Below are 15,285 nucleotides of genomic sequence, written 5' to 3' on the forward strand. Positions count from 1 at the left end.
CCACGCTGATCAACACCCCGCCCCACCCCCCCCCCCAAACGAAGAGAAACCCCCCCCCCCCCCCCCCCCCCCCCCCCCCCCCCCCCCCCCCCCCCCCCCCCCCCCCCCCCCCCCCCCCCCCGGGTTCCACGCACACTCAGTCGTTGCCCTCAGGTCAGCGCACCGTGATCGAACAGATCAGGCGCACCGGGTTCCGTCCGCCGGAGCTCGGCCCTCGATCAGGTAGGTGTCGACTGCGTCGTCGACGCACGGACTGCCCATGACGTACCCGCTGTGGCCGTCACCGTCGCGGGTCAGCAGCACCCCGGAGTCCAGCTGCTCGGCCAGCCCCTGGGCCCACGGGTAGGGCGTGGCCGGGTCCCGGGTGGTGCCCACCACCAGGATCGGCGGCGTTCCCGGAGCATTGACCGCGTGCGGGGTGCCGACCGGCTTGGCCGGCCAGTCCGCGCAGCTCAGCGCGCTCCAGGCGAGCCACTCCCCGAACACGGGGGACGCCTGCCGGAAGGAGGGAATCTCGGCCTGGACCTGCTCGGCCGAGGTCACGGCCGGGGGATGGTCCAGGCAGTCGATCGCCGCGAACGCCTCCTGGCCGATGCCGGCGCCGGAGAGAGCCATCAGCCCCAGGTCCGCCCCGTCGCCGGCCAGCGCCTTCTCCAGGGCCGCCCGCAGCTGGGGCCAGGCGTCCTTGGAGTAAAGCGCCCCCAGGATGGCCGAAAGGGCGGTGTCCTTATCGAGGGTGCCCGCCTCGGCCGCCGGCAGCGGCTTGCGATCCAGGCTCGTCAGCAGCTCGTCCAGACGCTGCCGGGCCCCGGGCAGGTCGGTGCCCAGCGGGCAGTCCGCCCTGGTGGCACAGTCGGACAGGAAAGCGTCCAGGGCCAGCTCGAATCCGGCGGCCTGCTCGCGCGTCGCGTCCAGCGCGTCGACCCGCGGGTCGACGGCCGCGTCGAGAACCAGCCGGCCGACCTGGTCGGGGAACAGCTCGGCGTAGAGGGTGCCCAGGTAGGTGCCGTAGGACACGCCCATGTAGTGCAGCTTTTCGTCCCCGAGAGCGGCGCGGAGCACATCCATGTCCCGAGCGCTCTCCTCGGTGGAGACATGGGCCAGCCGCGCCCCGGAGTTGGCCTCGCAGGAGGCGGCGAACTCCTTGTTGGCATCGACGTACTTGGTGACCTCGGCCGGGTTGTCCGGTGTGGCGTCGACCGTAACGGGGTCGGCCGACGGCATGGGTGCGCAGCGTATCGGCGCGCTCTGCCCGACACCGCGCGGGTCGAAACTGACGAAGTCGTACTGGGAGCGCAGCTGTGCGGTGGAGAACATGTCCGGATCAGACTGCACGATGTCGATACCGGATCCGCCCGGGCCGCCCGGGTTGTACACCAGAGAGCCGAGCCGCTCGCCCGGATCGGTCGCCTGCCTGCGGGCAAGGGCCAGCTCGATCGTGGGTCCACCCGGGTCGGCGTAGTCCAGGGGCACCTCCAGCTGACCGCACTGGACACCGGTACCGCAGGAGTGCCAGTTGATCTTCTGGGTGTAGAAGGGACGCAGCCCCGCCGGTGGGGAGGTGTCGATGATCTTCGCGACGCCCTGGTAGACGAGCGACGGTGTGTGCATGAACAGCACGCTCAGCAGTCCCGCACTGGCGACCAGACCGACCAGCGCGGCGGGCCACGCGGGACCCCAACGCCGGCGGCCCACTCCCGGAGCCAGGAAGTCGGCGACACGTCCGATCAGCGCGGCCGTCCCGGTCAGGGCCTGACGCAGTGCCCGCCCGAGCTTGGCCGTCCGGCGCAGGACGGACGCGGTACGGGCGGGGCGCACGGGAGGCTCGCTTCCGTGGTGAGGGTCCGGCGCTTGAGTGGTCATGGTCGTTCTCCAGTCTCCGAGGTGGCCGTGAATACCGGCCCGCACTTCGAGTGAAGGCGACGAAGACCCTTCGGTTAACTCCCGAAAAAGCGTGACTTGACATGGTTCTTGATCTCTGTATCTCGAGATCACCCCAGGTCAGGGGCGCCCGGGGTGTTTCTTGGGCGCGCGGGCAGCGCCTCGGCCCTCCACCGATGTGGAAGGCCGAGGCGCTGTGGCCGGATCAGATCAGGAGCGAGACGGCGTCAGTGCCGTAGTCCTGCGGCTGTTCCGGGTACCCCGGATCGACGGGGGCTTCCGGCTCGGCCGGGGGTTCCGGCTCAACCGGGGGCTCCGGGGCCGGCGGATCCGGCTCGACCGGGGGCGCCGGCTCGACAGGAGGCTCCGGCTCAACAGGAGGCTCCGGGGCCGGCGGATCCGGCTCGACCGGGGGCGCCGGCTCAACTGGAGGTTCCGGCTCAACAGGAGGCTCCGGGGCCGGCGGATCCGGCTCGACAGGAGGCTCCGGGGCCGGCGGGGGCTCCGGGGCCGGGGGCGCCGGCTCGACCGGGGGCTCCGGCGCAGCAGGGGACTCCGACTCATCCGACTGCTTGTCCTCGCCCTGCTCATGGTCCTTGTCCGGGGGCTTCACCTCATGGTCTTTGTCCGGGGGCTTCACCTCCTCGTCCTTGTCCGGGGGCTTCACCTCCTCGTCCTTGTCCGGGGGCTTCACCTCCTCGTCCTTGTCCCGGGGCTTCACCTCCTCGTCCTTCTCCGGCGGCTTCACCTCCTCGTCCTTCTCCGGCGGCTTCACCTCCTCGTCCTTGTCCCGGGGCTTCACCTCCTCATCCTTCTCCGGCGGCTTCACCTCCTCGTCCTTGTCCGGCGGCTCCTCGTCTTGGTCGGGGACGGGCGTGGGCAGGGTGGGGACCGACGGTCCGGGGTCTTGCCCCTTCGGGGCAGGGACCGGCTGGTCGTTCCTGCCCTGCACGTCTCCGCTCGGACGCTCGAACCACGCCTTGCTGTCCTCGTCGAACATCCTGACGGTCTTCATCGGCTGGTCGGCGGGTTCGACCGCGACGAGGGTGGAAGGCTGGAACGACGACCACTGCTGGCCCGTGTACTTCTGCTGGCCCTGGACAGGGACGGGCGGGGTCAGGGGGTTGCCGCAGGCGCAGCGCACGCGCGGTACGCCGCGATCGTTGACCAGGACGGCCGTGCCGGCCTGCAGAATCGACTGAAAGCTGGTGGCCGCGTCGTTCTTGTACCCGTGGTTGGTGACCCGGGTGTCCCAGCCCAGCCGAGCGGGCGTCAGCGACCGCAGGTAGGAGGGAATGTCGGCTTGCCGGATACCCAGGGCGCCGGCGAAGGCCCTCCCCTTGTCCTTGTTCTGCGTGAGGAAGGCGATCTGCTTCTCGACGTCGCAGGTCGCGACGTTCTGTGTGCCTCCGTACAGCCCCGGGTGCGAACCGTTGACCTGGAGAAGGCCCGTACCGTTCGCGTCGGACGTCGGCGTAGCAGAGGCCGGCGACGCACTAGGGCTTGTGTACGGGGGATCTGGACTCTTGGTGTCCTTGGCCGTCGACGGGGTGAACGGATCGGTGCCGGGCGCCGAGGCGGTCTCAAGGAGGATCTCTCCGGCGCTGCTGCTCCCGCCCATGAGGGTGGTGCCGAGGATCAACGCCATCGCCACGAACGCCGCAGTACCGGCAGTCGCCACCGTGCTGCGCGTACGCCACCAGGGCGACGGCCCTCCACGACGCCGGCCCGGCCCACCCGGCCCACCCGGTCCGCCGATCCCTCCCGGCGGACCGGACGGAGGACCGGACGGAGGGCCTGTTGGTGGCGGAGCACCTGGTGGTGGCGTCGGCGTCGCCGAAACCTGCTCACCTGATGGCCGCCCGGACAGCGGACCGGACGGAGGGCCCTCGGGGCGCTCGGACGGAGGAGGTATGGAACTCATGACGCCCTCCCCACATCCAGGGCATGGGGAGAGCAGCGTTCGTTCTCATTCGCCCTCCTCATCTCCATTACGGGTCTCGTATCAATGAGGGGACTCGTATCAATAAGGGGACTCCACGTCCGGGAAGCGTGAATCATGGCATTCTCCTCTCGCGAGAAATGACGAAGAGGCCGGACGGCCCCCGTCATTTCACGAGCCGTTCGGCAAGGGTTCGGCAGCGGGGCACATGTCCCGGAAATCGCACTGCCAGGGCTGATACCGATGTTGTGGTGGGTCCACGTGCTCTGAGTGGACTCACGTCTCCAGTAAGTCCCGGACCCCGGATCGCGTCATGCCGCTTCTTTTCGGGACTTGACAGATGACAGTGCTCGCAATTAACGATCGACTGCCCACGACAAAGGCCCAGGTCATGGACCCGGGCCTTTGTCTCTGTTGTCCGGACCTCTCGGAGGCCGGATTGTCCGGCCTCTCGTGCGCCGGCGCTTGGCGGGGGCGGCTACGGCCGCCTGGGCCACCCGGCTGCGGGCGCAGTTACGCCGCCGGGGCCACCTGGCCGTGGCCCTGACGGGCGGCCACGGTGATGCGGGCCGCGGCCGTCGCCCCGTTGACGGTCACCGCGAGCGTGCCCGTACCGGACCGGAGCCCGGTGAGCCGCCCCGTCGCCGGGTCGTACACCGCGACGTGCCATGGCCTGGCCCGGTCCGGGTCGCCGACGTACACGTTCGGCGAGCCGCTCCAGTCGGCGCTCATCGGGAAGCCGACCGGCACCGCACGCGCACCGGCGCCCCCGCCCTGGATCACCGTCCCCTCGACGTCGGCGTCCTTCCCGGCGGGCAGCGTCTCCGGGGCGGTGAGCATCAGGCCGTCGACGTGCGCCCTGGTCTGGACGGACACCCAGTCGGGGCCGCCGTTCCACGGCTGCCGTCGCGCGGCGGCCTGCTGGGCCTCGGACACCTGGTCGACGCCGACCAGTGACCATCCGGTGAAGCCGCCCTGGCCCGCCGGAGTGGACGGGTTCTTCCCCGAATTGCCGTTGATCAGGTATGGGACGCCGTCCACGTGCTCGGCGTGGAACGTGCCGACGTGGCTGCCGATGAATCCCGCGCCCTTCCCCGTCGTACGGCGGAAGCCGGCGAGCCAGCCCTCCAGCATCGCCGCCTCCTTGCGGTCGCCGAGCTGGCTGCCCTTCTGCGGCGTGGGGTCGCGCGGCGGTACGTGCTGGATGACCATCACCGACCCGATCCTCGGGTCGGCGGCGGCCCGGTCCAGTTGCCGGCGCAGCTCCTTGATCTGCGCGAAGCCGCCGCCCCGCAGCCCGAGGCTGGAGGTGTCGAGCGTGATGAAGCGGGTGCCCTCGTGGTCGAACGTCCGCTGCGCGGGCCCGAATTCGGCCACGAAGTTGTCGATCTTTCCGCCCATGACCTCGTGGTTGCCCGGTACGTAGTACCAGGGCAGGTCGTCGCCCAGCTCCTCCTCCAGGACGGTGCGGGCGAAGGCGAGGTCCTCGGGCGAGCCCTCGTCGACCAGGTCGCCGTTGATGACCAGGAAGTCCGGCTCGGCGGCCTTGATCTCGCGGAGGGTGCGCCGGGCCTGGGCGACGATCGGGCTGCCGGGGCTGCGGGCCACGAACTGCGCGTCCGACATCACCGCGAACTGCCAGTCCCGGCCCTCGACCCGGGCGGCCGGGTCGACGAGCGGGTCCCGGTGGACCGGCTCGTCCGGCAGCCCGACGGCCGGCGGGACCTTCGCCGTGAGGTCGTCGATGACGATCTTCCCGGTGTACGAGCGGGTCGCGCCGGTCTCGGCGATGTAGAAGCGGTAGCCGGTCAGCGGGTACGAGACCCCGGCGGGGACGGCGAATTCGACGTACTTCCAGCCGGTCCAGGTCACGTAAGGCCCGCGCAGCAGCTGGTCGGACCCCGCCGAGTCCTTCAGGTGCAGGGTCGGCCAGGCGCCCTTGCCGTCGCCTTTGATCCACATCCCGAACGACTGCGGCTGGCCGTCGACGGGTATCAGCTGGCCCGGCGGGTTGGCGTACGCGGCGCGGGTGGCGGTGGACTGGGTGAAGTCATAGCTGATCTCCAGGCCGGTTCCGGTGTGCCCGTCGGCCGTCGGCGCGACCGAACCGGAGGCGCGGGCGGCGCTGAACGTCCAGCGGCCGGCGTCGTCGAAGGACGCCACCTGCTGCTCGGCCAGACCGACGGTGACGGCGAGCACCGTGCTCCTGCCCGCCACGGTCACCTTGACCTGACCGGCCGCGGCCTGCGCGGTACGTGCCTTGACGGTGAAGCCGCCCTCGGCGTTCGGCGTGATGTCGAAGAGGGCGTGGTCGTAGTCGAGCGTCACGTCGGACGGCTCGATCGGCGCGCTGGTGCCGTGTGCGTCGAGTCCGACGATGCCGAAGCGCCCTGACGCCTGCGCGTCGGCGAGACCGACCCGCCGGGCCGAGGACCGGATCCGGTCCAGGTCGTCGAGGACGGTCAACCGGACGCTGCCGCGGGCACTTCCGCGCCGCGCGGTCACCTTGGTGCCGCCGCTGTGCCTGGCGGTGAACACACCGTCGGGGCCTATGCGCCCGACCAGGGGATTCTCCGCGTACCAGCGCGGCGCCCCCGCCGCCGGGCCGTACGTCTCGTCGTACCCGGCCGCGGTGAGGCGGCGGGTGAGTCCCGGGAAGACGCGCTCGGGGTGGCCGCCCCGCACCGGGTCGGCGGTGGGCGCGGAGCCGGGGTCCATGGCCGTCTCGACCCAGTAGCCCCTGAGCTTTCCGCTGCCGTCGGGGGCGGTGAGGGCGAGGCCGTTGGGGACGGTCCGCTCGGTGCCGTCGGACGGGCTGTTCTCCACCTGTGTCGTGTCGCTGCCCGGTTCGCGGGCGACGAGCGTCGAGGAGCCGCCGCCGTCGAGGTTGATGGCGTTGTACGCGCCGGCGCGCTCCATCATCAGGGCGAGTTCGGTGAGCGTGGTGCCACCGCTGTCCGCCTGGCGGCCGTCCACGCTGAGAATGTGCATCTTGCTGCCGTCCTGCGAGAAGCCGACGGCGGTGCGCGGGGCCGCGGTGTTGTTGCCGCCGCCGTCGTGGTTGACCGGCTTGCCGTCGACGACGAGGAGTTCGTTGGCGCCGATGGCTGTCTGCGGCACCTCTCCCGTGCCCGCGCGCGGGCGGTACTCCATGGCGACCGGGTCGCCGACGGCCAGCCCGGCGAGCGCGTCGGCTCCTGCGTCACGGCCGACCAGCACGGTCGTACCGGCCGGGACCGGTCCCCTGCCGGGTGCGGCTGCCGCGGTGGCCACCTTCCCGTCCACGACCGCCACTTCGGCGGTGCGCTGCGCCCCGTCTACGGTCAGGGCCCGGTCCGCCTCGCCCCACTGGGCGTTGTAGGCGCCGACGCCGTTCGCCGGGACGTTGGCGGCGTTGAGCGAGGCGAGCGGGCGGGCGCCTGCGGGGAGGGTGAGTGTGCCGTCGAAGTAGAGCTCGAGGATGCGCCCGGCGTCGGCCGGACCGAAGCCGATGGCCCGGTTGTGGCCACTGGCGGGTGAGTTGACGACCTGGCCGTCGTCGATGGCGACGCCGCTGGGGGCTCCGGTCTGGTTGATGTCGAAGAAGTCCCCGTTGATCGCGGCCACGGTACGTCGCCCCGGCCCGGGATCGTGCTCGGCGGCGAGCTGGGAGACGGTCTTCCTGGCGGCGACCTTGCCGGGGTAGAGGTAGTCGACCTTGGTGCCGGCGGTGAGATCGACGGAGAGCGAGTCGACGCGCAGCCACTTGTCGGACTCCAGCCGGTCGTACGAGGTCAACTCGACGCCGGGGGCGATGGGGCGGCCGGTCCGGGCCGTCTCGAGCCCGTCGCCGTCCGCGATGGAGAGGGTGTCGAAGCCGGCGCCGGGTCCGTCGCCGTCCGGGCCACTCGCTGCGGGCGGCGAAACCGCCCGCAGCATCTCGGCCGCGGACCGCGCGACGGGCTCGGGCGGCGGCGGTGCGGCTTCGGCGGCGGGCCCGACGGCGCCCAGCACCAGGGCCGAGGACACCGTCGCGACAAGCACAGGTCTGATGAATCGAGGACGTCTGATCGACCCTGCGAACCTTGTGACCCCTCTGACCCCTGCGAACCTTGCGAACCCTGTGACTCCTGCGAACCTTGCGAATCCTGAGGAAACCACGGCGACTCCGGTGAAGGCGGCCCGTATGTGCGCCTGCTGCGCACTCGACAGCGATTCAGCATCGCGGCGCACGTGAGGCCCTACCAGAGGGCGTTGGCGACGTCGGGGAGAACATCTGGTCTCTACCAGCCGCCCGCTGCGTGCTCCGATTAGAGCGAGCGGACGGCGGCACGCGAGGAACTGAACAACCTCGACGCCGAGCACGAACGCCGCCGCGCAGCCCGGAAGGGTACTCGGGGACGCCGCGTGAAGGCGGTTGAGCCCTCCAGGAACGTGCCCTGCAAGCCACCCACAAGTGTGGTTGATTCCGCTCTCGCTCACAGCATGACCTCCTGACGCTACGTTCAACAGGAGAAGCTGTGCGCCAACTACCGTGCTGCGGGCGATTGTTCGCATGTGGACCTTGCGGTGTACGCGCGCTACGCAGAAGCTCCGCGGACACTTCGAGGGGGACGTAACCGATGCCCGCCCAGAACCAGCTCGACCCATACGCCTCGCCGAGGACCTTCTATGGCTCCGAGCTGCGCCGCGAACGCGAGGGGGCCGGCTACTCGCAGGAACAGCTCGGCGAGCGAGTCTTCTGCTCGGGTACGTACATCGGCCAGTTCGAGTCGGCGAAACGCCTGCCTCAGCCAGAGGTGTCCCGGCTACTGGACGAGATCTTCGACTCCGGAGAGCACTTCCAACGCCTGTGCCACCTTGCGCGCAAGTCCAGGCACGCGGAGTACTTCGCGGACGCGGCGGAGCTGGAGCAGCAGGCGCGGACGATCGGCGAGTACGCGCCGATGCTGGTGCCGGGGTTGTTGCAGACGGAGGCGTATGCGCGGGCCCTGGTCAGCGCGGCCCAGCGGTTCGAACCACAGGACGTGGTGGAAGGGTTCGTCAGGGCACGCCTGGAACGGCAGGCCATTCTCGACGGCCGGATGGCACCACTGGTGTGGGTCGTCCTGCACGAGTCCGCGCTTCGGGTAAAGGTTGGCGATTGCGCAGTCATGGCGGAGCAGCTCGCAAGCCTCGCTGCGGCGATTCGGACGAACCGGCGCCTGTTGGTGCAGCTCCTTCCCTTTGAGGCCGGAGCCGCCGCCTTCCTGAATGGCACAACCATCAGTATGACCTTCGACGACGCTCCGCAGGTCGTCTACACCGAGAGCGCCTTCACCGGGCAACTGATCGAAGATCCAGCCCTAGTTGCTCAGTACGCCAGGGCCTACGATCTGACCAGGGCTGCTTCATTGCCGCCGGAAACATCCCTCAACCTGATCGAATCGGTGGCGAAGGACTACGCGAGCCAATGACTGCCGCACCTGATCTGACTACCGCTGCGTGGCGTAAATCGTCGTACAGCAACGGCGATGGCGGCGCCTGCGTGGAAGTGTCTGACAACCTCCCCGGCGTCGTACCCGTCCGGGACAGCAAGGTCCCCGGCGGCATCGCGGTTCTGTTTCCCCACTCCTGTTGGTCGACGTTTGTGGACGCGGTAAAGACCGGGTCGATCAGGGGAACGTGACACCATCCGTGACCCTCAAGACGGCCGTCTATCCGCGCTCTGAACTCGGCTCGGCAGTGCCGCCCGAAGTCGTCTCGGCTTTCGTGTAGAGGATGTCGCGGGCTTGCTCCGCGGCGCGGGCGGTGCTCTCGTAGACGAAGTCGAGGAAGCGGGCGATGTTCTCCAGGCGGGCGGCGGCCGGGGTGTCGGAGCCGAGGATGCCGACGCCCTGCCGTGCGATCTCGACGATCTGGGCGATGGCGCGGGCGCTGGCCATCATCGATTGGTACCAGACGTCGTCGTCGACGACGTAGCGCTCGCGGCGGCGTTCGTCGCGTTCCCGGCGGACGAGGCCCTGGCTCTCGAGGAACGCGATCGATTTGGAGATGGACGCCGGGCTGACCTGGAGGCGCTGGACGAGTTCGGACGCGGTGAGGCTGCCGTTGTCGGAGAGGGTGAGGCAGACCAGCACCCGGGACGTCATCTTGGGCATGCCCGATTGCATGAAGACGGTGGTGAGCGTCTCCTCGTACTCGCGCACCGCCTCGGCGTCGCGTCCGTGGGCCTGCGGGGGCGCCACCGGCCCGCCCCGGGGTGCGGCCTGCCTGCGCCGGTGGGCGCGGTGTTCGGTTGCGCGGTGGGCGACGTCGGCGCGGTAGCCGATGGGGCCGCCGTTGCGCATGACCTCGCGCGTGATCGTCGAGGTCGGGCGGCCGAGGCGTCGGGCGATCTCCGCGTACGCGAGGCCGTCGGCCAGTCCCAGCGCGATCTGCTGGCGTTCCTGCTGGGTGAGTCTGCCTCCCGGCATCGCGGCCTCCTTCGTGGTCCGTGGCGTCTCCAGTATAGCGTTCACCCTCAATCCATTGCAACGAACAGGGGTAAGGCTTGTTGCATTAGAATCAGCACCGTTGCAACGATTTCTCCACCTCCACCTGCAAGGATGGCAATCCTGCGCAACGACCTTGTTGCTCGATCCCTGAACGCAACGTAGCTTTTCCATCATCGGAAAGCAGCGGGCCGCAAGAGCGCACGCTGCAGGAGAAGGAGAAGCATGATGCAGAAGTTCGACACCCCCGCCGCGATCTCCGCCGTCCTGGACATCCCCGCGGGACGCATCCAGTTCATCGCCGCCGACCGCGCTGAGACCACGGTGGAGGTCCGGCCCGCCAACGCCGCCAAGGGCCGCGATGTGAAGGTGGCGGAGCAGACCACGGTCGCCTACGACGACGGCGTCCTGCGGATCGATGCACCGGCGGCGAGGAACCAGTACCTCGGCCCCTCCGGGTCCGTCGAGGTGACCGTCAAGCTGCCCGCCGGTTCCCGCATCGAGGGGAAGGCGGCCTGCGCCGAACTCCGGGCCGTCGGACGCCTCGGCGACGTCGCCGCCGAGACGTACGGCGCGGTCAAGATCGACGAGGCCGCGAGCGTCCGCCTCACCGCCTACTCCGGTGACGTCACGGTCGGCCGCCTGACCGGCCCTGCTGAGATCAGCACCCAACAGGGCGACATCCAGATCGCCGAGGCCACCTCCGGCACGCTCGTGCTGACCACCCAGATGGGCGACGTGTCGGTCGGCGCCGCGGCCGGAGTCTCCGCCTCCCTGGACGCCGGCACCGGCTACGGCCGGATTCACAACGCGCTGAAGAACACCGAAGGCGCCGCCGCCGGCCTGAACATCCGCGCGACCACCGCCCACGGCGACATCACCGCCCGCAGCCTGTAAACGCCCGCAGCCCCGTAGAAGGAGCACCCCTCATGACCGACTTGGCCATCGCGGCGAACGGGCTGCGCAAGTCCTACGGCGACAAGACCGTTCTGGACGGCGTCGACCTGGCCGTCCCGGAAGGAACGATCTTCTCCCTGCTCGGCCCGAACGGCGCCGGCAAGACCACCGCCGTCAAGATCCTCTCCACCCTCATCACCGCCGACGCCGGGGATCTGCACGTCGGCGGCCACGACCTGGCCACCGACCCGCAGGCCGTGCGCGCCGCGATCGGCGTCACCGGGCAGTTCTCCGCCGTCGACGGCCTGATCACCGGCGAGGAGAACATGCTCCTCATGGCGGACCTGCACCACCTCTCCAAGCGCGAAGGACGGCAGGTCGCCGCCGAGCTGCTGGAGCGCTTCGACCTCACCGAGGCCTCGAGGAAGCCTGCCTCCACCTACTCCGGCGGCATGAAGCGCCGCCTCGACATCGCCATGACGCTGGTCGGCAGCCCACGGATCATCTTCCTCGACGAGCCCACCACCGGCCTCGACCCGCGCTCCCGGCACAACATGTGGCAGATCATCCGAGAGCTCGTCTCCGACGGCGTCACCGTCTTCCTCACCACCCAGTACCTGGAGGAGGCCGACGAGCTCGCCGAACGCATCGCCGTGCTCAACGACGGCAAGATCGCCGCCCAGGGCACCGCCGAGGAGCTGAAGCGGATCGTCCCCGGCGGACACGTCCGGCTCCGTTTCTCCGACCCGGCGGGGTACCAGAGCGCCGCCTCCGCCTTGCGCGAGGCCTCCCGGGACGACGAGGCACTGGCGCTGCAGATCCCGAGCGACGGCAGCCAGCGCGAGCTGCGCTCCGTCCTCGACTGGCTGGACTCGGCCGGCATCGAGGCCGACGAGCTGACCGTGCACACCCCCGACCTCGACGACGTCTTCTTCGCCCTGACCGGCGGCGCCGGCGTCCCCAACCAGCCCAAGGAGACTGCCCGATGAGCTCCCCCCTGGCTCCCGCCCGCCCGACCCGGATCTCCCTCGCCGTACGCGACTCCTCCACGATGCTGCGCCGCAACCTCCTGCACGCCCGGCGCTACCCGTCCCTCACCCTGAACCTGCTGCTCACCCCGATCATGCTGTTGCTGCTCTTCGTCTACATCTTCGGCGAGACCATGAGCGCGGGCATCGGCGGCGGGGGCGCGGACCGCTCCGCATACATCGCCTACCTCGTGCCGGGCCTGCTGTTGATGACCATCGGCAGCACCACGATCGGCACGGCGGTCTCCGTCTCCAACGACATGACCGAGGGCATCATCGCCCGCTTCCGCACGATGGCCATCCACCGCGGCTCCGTGCTCACCGGGCACGTCGTCGGCAGCGTGCTGCAGTCCATCGCCAGCGTGGTCCTCGTCGGCGCCGTCGCCGTGGCCATCGGCTTCCGGTCCACGGACGCCACCGTCCTGGAGTGGCTCGCCGCATTCGGACTGCTCACGCTGTTCGCCCTGGCGCTCACCTGGATCGCGGTGGGCATGGGCCTGGTCAGCCCGAACGCCGAGGCCGCCAGCAACAACGCACTGCCCCTGATCTTCCTCCCGCTCATCTCCAGCGCTTTCGTCCCCATCGACGCGATGCCGGGCTGGTTCCAGCCGATCGCCGAATACCAGCCGTTCACGCCCGCCATCGAGACCCTGCGCGGCCTGCTGCTCGGCACCGGGATCGGCAACAACGGATGGCTCGCCGTCGCCTGGTGCCTGGGCCTCGCGGTGCTCGGCTACCGCTGGTCGACCTCGAAGTTCAATCACGACCCGAAGTAACAGCCATGACAACGCGGGCCACCTCCCGCAACCCGTCCCACCCGAGGGCGGCGTACACCGACACCCCGTCGGAGTACGCCGCCCCGTTCGTGTCGCTGGATGATCCGCGTGGTGGCATCCGGCGATGCGCGCATGGCACCCGGCGATGCGCGCATGGCGCATGGCGCATTCCGCAGACAAGGCGACTACCGGCCGGTGCCGTGCGAAGATCCTGCAAACTTCACATAGATCATGTCGCCCATGGAGATCATGTGGTTGAAGCCGCTCGGGGTGGCTTCGGTCTTCGCTCCCCATGACTTGATGGCCGTGGCGGCGGGCTTCCGCTGGAAGAGCATCTCGGACCTGTCCGAGCGGCACGCCCCCGTCTGGACGGTCTTGTACGAGGCCTGCGCCCCGGTCTTCCTGGCCGCGGCCATCAACACCGCGTGGGCGTCGGTCCGCTCGGTCCCCGCCTCGTTCTCGCCCTGGCTCGCGCCGCCGCGGCCGGAACCGCCGCCTCCGTCGCACCCCACCAGAACCATCGTGAGCGCCGCCCCCGCGACTGCCGCCACGATGCCCCTCCCCGTCACCAGCACTGCTCGCGTTCCCTCCCGATCGGCCGGTCTTTCCGCCGATCTTAAGCGTTTGCCCAGGTAAGCCCGCATGGAGTTATTTCTGACGGCCGACTGAGGCGGCTCGTGCGGGCGAGGGCGGTGAGGCTCGCCGGTGCCGGCCGCAACGGCTTGACAAACTTTCTTGCCGCACTGGCAAATGGTGGGATGGCAGCCGACGACACTCCAGGCATGAACACCCAGGGCACTCCTGAGCGGGACGCTCCGCGCATCCCCGAGGCCGACGCTCCGGGCCCGGACATTCCCAGCGTGCTGACCGGCGTGGGCCCCCGGCTGCGAGCGCTGCGGCGCGAGCGCGGAGCCACCCTGGCCCAGCTGAGCGAGACCACCGGAATCTCGCTCAGCACCCTCTCGCGCCTGGAGTCCGGACAGCGCAAACCGACGCTGGAGCTGTTGCTGCCGCTGGCCAGGGCGCATGGTGTGCAACTGGACGAACTGGTGGGCGCGCCGCCCACCGGGGACCCGCGCATCCACCCCCGCCCCTTCACCCGGCATGGACAGACCTTCGTACCGCTGACCCGGTATCTGGGCGGTCTGCACGCGTACAAGCAGATCCTCCCCGTGGCCAAGACGCCGGGCGCGCGGCCCGAGCAGCAGACGCACGAGGGCTACGAGTGGCTCTACGTCCTGTCCGGCCGGCTGCGGCTGGCCCTGGGCGAGCACGACCTCGTCCTCACCGCCGGGGAGGCCGCCGAATTCGACACGCGCACCCCCCACGGCTTCGCCAACGCCGGGGAACAGCCGGTCGAGTTCCTGAGCCTGTTCGGCGCACAGGGCGAGCGGATGCACGTACGGGCCCGGCCCACCGGCGGGTGAGCCACCCCCAGCCGCACCCGCACACCTCGCGCCCCGGCGCTCCCGTGGCGTCGCGATGGTGGAGGCGAGTGCGGTGAGGGACAGTGGTGGGGGAAGCTCCGTCCGCTGCGGAGAGGCGGTACCCGTTGCCGTACATAGCTGTGACTGCCTTGAGCGATGTCGGGCTGATTCGTGATCACAACGAGGACAGCCTCGTCGTCGGACCGTGGACGCTGTGCGGCACCGTGACCGAGAACCCGCAGACGCTGCTGTTTCCCCTCGGCACACCGCTCGTCGTCGCTGTCGCCGACGGGCTCGGCGGGCAGCCGGCCGGTGAGGTGGCAAGTGCCCTGGTCGTCCGCCAGCTCGCCTCGCTCGGCCCGTCACTCGACGACGAGGAAGCGGTGCGCGACGCTCTGAGCATGTGCAACCACATGGTGTACTCGGCCGCTGACGGCGATCCGGAGCTGGTCACCATGGGGACCACGGTCGCGGGGACCGTCGTCCTGGCGGACTCGCTGCTGGCGTTCAACGTCGGCGACAGCAAGGTCTACGACGCGGCTCCGGACGGGCTGCGCCAGGTGAGCGTGGACGACAGCCCGCCGCCGTCACCGGGGCGGCGGACCACGTCGGCCGTCACACAGACGCTGGGCGGCGGGCCCGCGTACACCTCCATCACGGCCCATGTGGCGGCCGCAAAGCTCTCCGCGGGCGATCGCTACCTGGTGTGCACCGACGGGCTGACCGATCCGGTGCCGGACGAGGTGGTCCACAGCGTGCTGCGGGTGCACGACGACGGCAGGGCCGCCTACGAGCTGTGGAAGGCCGCCATCGAGGCGGGCGGTCCCGACAACATCACACTCGCGCTGGTACGCATCGGCGAGTAGGGCACGCGACGGCCCG

At 70.1% G+C, this 15,285-nt stretch carries 12 protein-coding genes; 7 read left to right on the forward strand and 5 right to left on the reverse strand.

Annotated features, from left to right (window positions below):
• Window positions 1-177: 177 nt before the first annotated feature.
• The 3 genes from AC0699_RS34565 to AC0699_RS34575 all read right to left on the reverse strand — a co-directional run bounded on the left by AC0699_RS34565 (window position 178) and on the right by AC0699_RS34575 (window position 7,846).
• Window positions 178-1,863, reverse strand: a complete 1,686-nt coding sequence (locus tag AC0699_RS34565) for an alpha/beta hydrolase (RefSeq protein WP_478668414.1) — start codon at window positions 1,861-1,863, stop codon at window positions 178-180.
• 223 nt (window positions 1,864-2,086) lie between these two features.
• Window positions 2,087-3,562: a DUF6777 domain-containing protein gene (locus tag AC0699_RS34570; RefSeq protein ID WP_478668417.1), complete on the reverse strand. Its 1,476-nt coding sequence runs from the start codon at window positions 3,560-3,562 to the stop codon at window positions 2,087-2,089.
• Window positions 3,563-4,336: 774 nt separating this feature from the next.
• Entirely contained in the window at window positions 4,337-7,846 is a 3,510-nt protein-coding gene (locus tag AC0699_RS34575) for a phosphodiester glycosidase family protein (protein ID WP_478668420.1), read from the reverse strand.
• Window positions 7,847-8,424: 578 nt separating this feature from the next.
• Between AC0699_RS34575 and AC0699_RS34580 the strand changes: the two genes are divergently transcribed.
• Together AC0699_RS34580 and AC0699_RS34585 are read left to right on the forward strand one after the other, a co-directional pair.
• Window positions 8,425-9,258: a helix-turn-helix domain-containing protein gene (locus AC0699_RS34580; RefSeq protein WP_478668424.1), complete on the forward strand. Its 834-nt coding sequence runs from the start codon at window positions 8,425-8,427 to the stop codon at window positions 9,256-9,258.
• Window positions 9,255-9,470, forward strand: a complete 216-nt coding sequence (locus tag AC0699_RS34585) for a DUF397 domain-containing protein (protein WP_478668427.1) — start codon at window positions 9,255-9,257, stop codon at window positions 9,468-9,470. The genes AC0699_RS34580 and AC0699_RS34585 overlap by 4 nt, the downstream gene beginning before the upstream one ends.
• 28 nt (window positions 9,471-9,498) lie before the next feature.
• Here the strand turns inward: AC0699_RS34585 and AC0699_RS34590 are convergent, their stop codons facing one another.
• Window positions 9,499-10,257 (reverse strand): GbsR/MarR family transcriptional regulator, encoded by a 759-nt coding sequence (locus AC0699_RS34590; RefSeq protein WP_478668431.1) that lies wholly within the window; start codon window positions 10,255-10,257, stop codon window positions 9,499-9,501.
• Window positions 10,258-10,503: 246 nt separating this feature from the next.
• On the opposite strand from AC0699_RS34590, the gene AC0699_RS34595 reads away from it, so the two are divergent.
• Genes AC0699_RS34595 through AC0699_RS34605 form a run of 3 tightly spaced genes read left to right on the forward strand, consistent with a single transcriptional unit; the run spans window position 10,504 to window position 12,976 of the window.
• The gene (locus AC0699_RS34595; protein WP_478668539.1) at window positions 10,504-11,172 is read left to right on the forward strand and encodes a DUF4097 family beta strand repeat-containing protein; all 669 of its coding nucleotides are present in this window, start codon (window positions 10,504-10,506) and stop codon (window positions 11,170-11,172) included.
• A 32-nt stretch (window positions 11,173-11,204) separates the two neighbouring features.
• Entirely contained in the window at window positions 11,205-12,161 is a 957-nt protein-coding gene (locus tag AC0699_RS34600; RefSeq protein ID WP_478668434.1) for an ATP-binding cassette domain-containing protein, read from the forward strand.
• Entirely contained in the window at window positions 12,158-12,976 is an 819-nt protein-coding gene (locus AC0699_RS34605; protein WP_478668438.1) for an ABC transporter permease, read from the forward strand. The genes AC0699_RS34600 and AC0699_RS34605 overlap by 4 nt, the downstream gene beginning before the upstream one ends.
• 185 nt (window positions 12,977-13,161) lie before the next feature.
• Here AC0699_RS34605 and AC0699_RS34610 read toward each other — a convergent pair whose 3' ends face one another.
• Entirely contained in the window at window positions 13,162-13,527 is a 366-nt protein-coding gene (locus AC0699_RS34610; RefSeq protein ID WP_478668441.1) for a hypothetical protein, read from the reverse strand.
• A 231-nt stretch (window positions 13,528-13,758) separates the two neighbouring features.
• On the opposite strand from AC0699_RS34610, the gene AC0699_RS34615 reads away from it, so the two are divergent.
• Both AC0699_RS34615 and AC0699_RS34620 read left to right on the forward strand, forming a co-directional pair.
• The gene (locus AC0699_RS34615; protein ID WP_478668445.1) at window positions 13,759-14,403 is read left to right on the forward strand and encodes a helix-turn-helix domain-containing protein; all 645 of its coding nucleotides are present in this window, start codon (window positions 13,759-13,761) and stop codon (window positions 14,401-14,403) included.
• Between the two features lie 125 nt (window positions 14,404-14,528).
• Window positions 14,529-15,269 (forward strand): PP2C family protein-serine/threonine phosphatase, encoded by a 741-nt coding sequence (locus AC0699_RS34620; RefSeq protein WP_478668447.1) that lies wholly within the window; start codon window positions 14,529-14,531, stop codon window positions 15,267-15,269.
• The last annotated feature ends 16 nt before the right edge of the window (window positions 15,270-15,285 follow it).

It is taken from the genome of Streptomyces sp. NPDC043870, assembly GCF_056435785.1.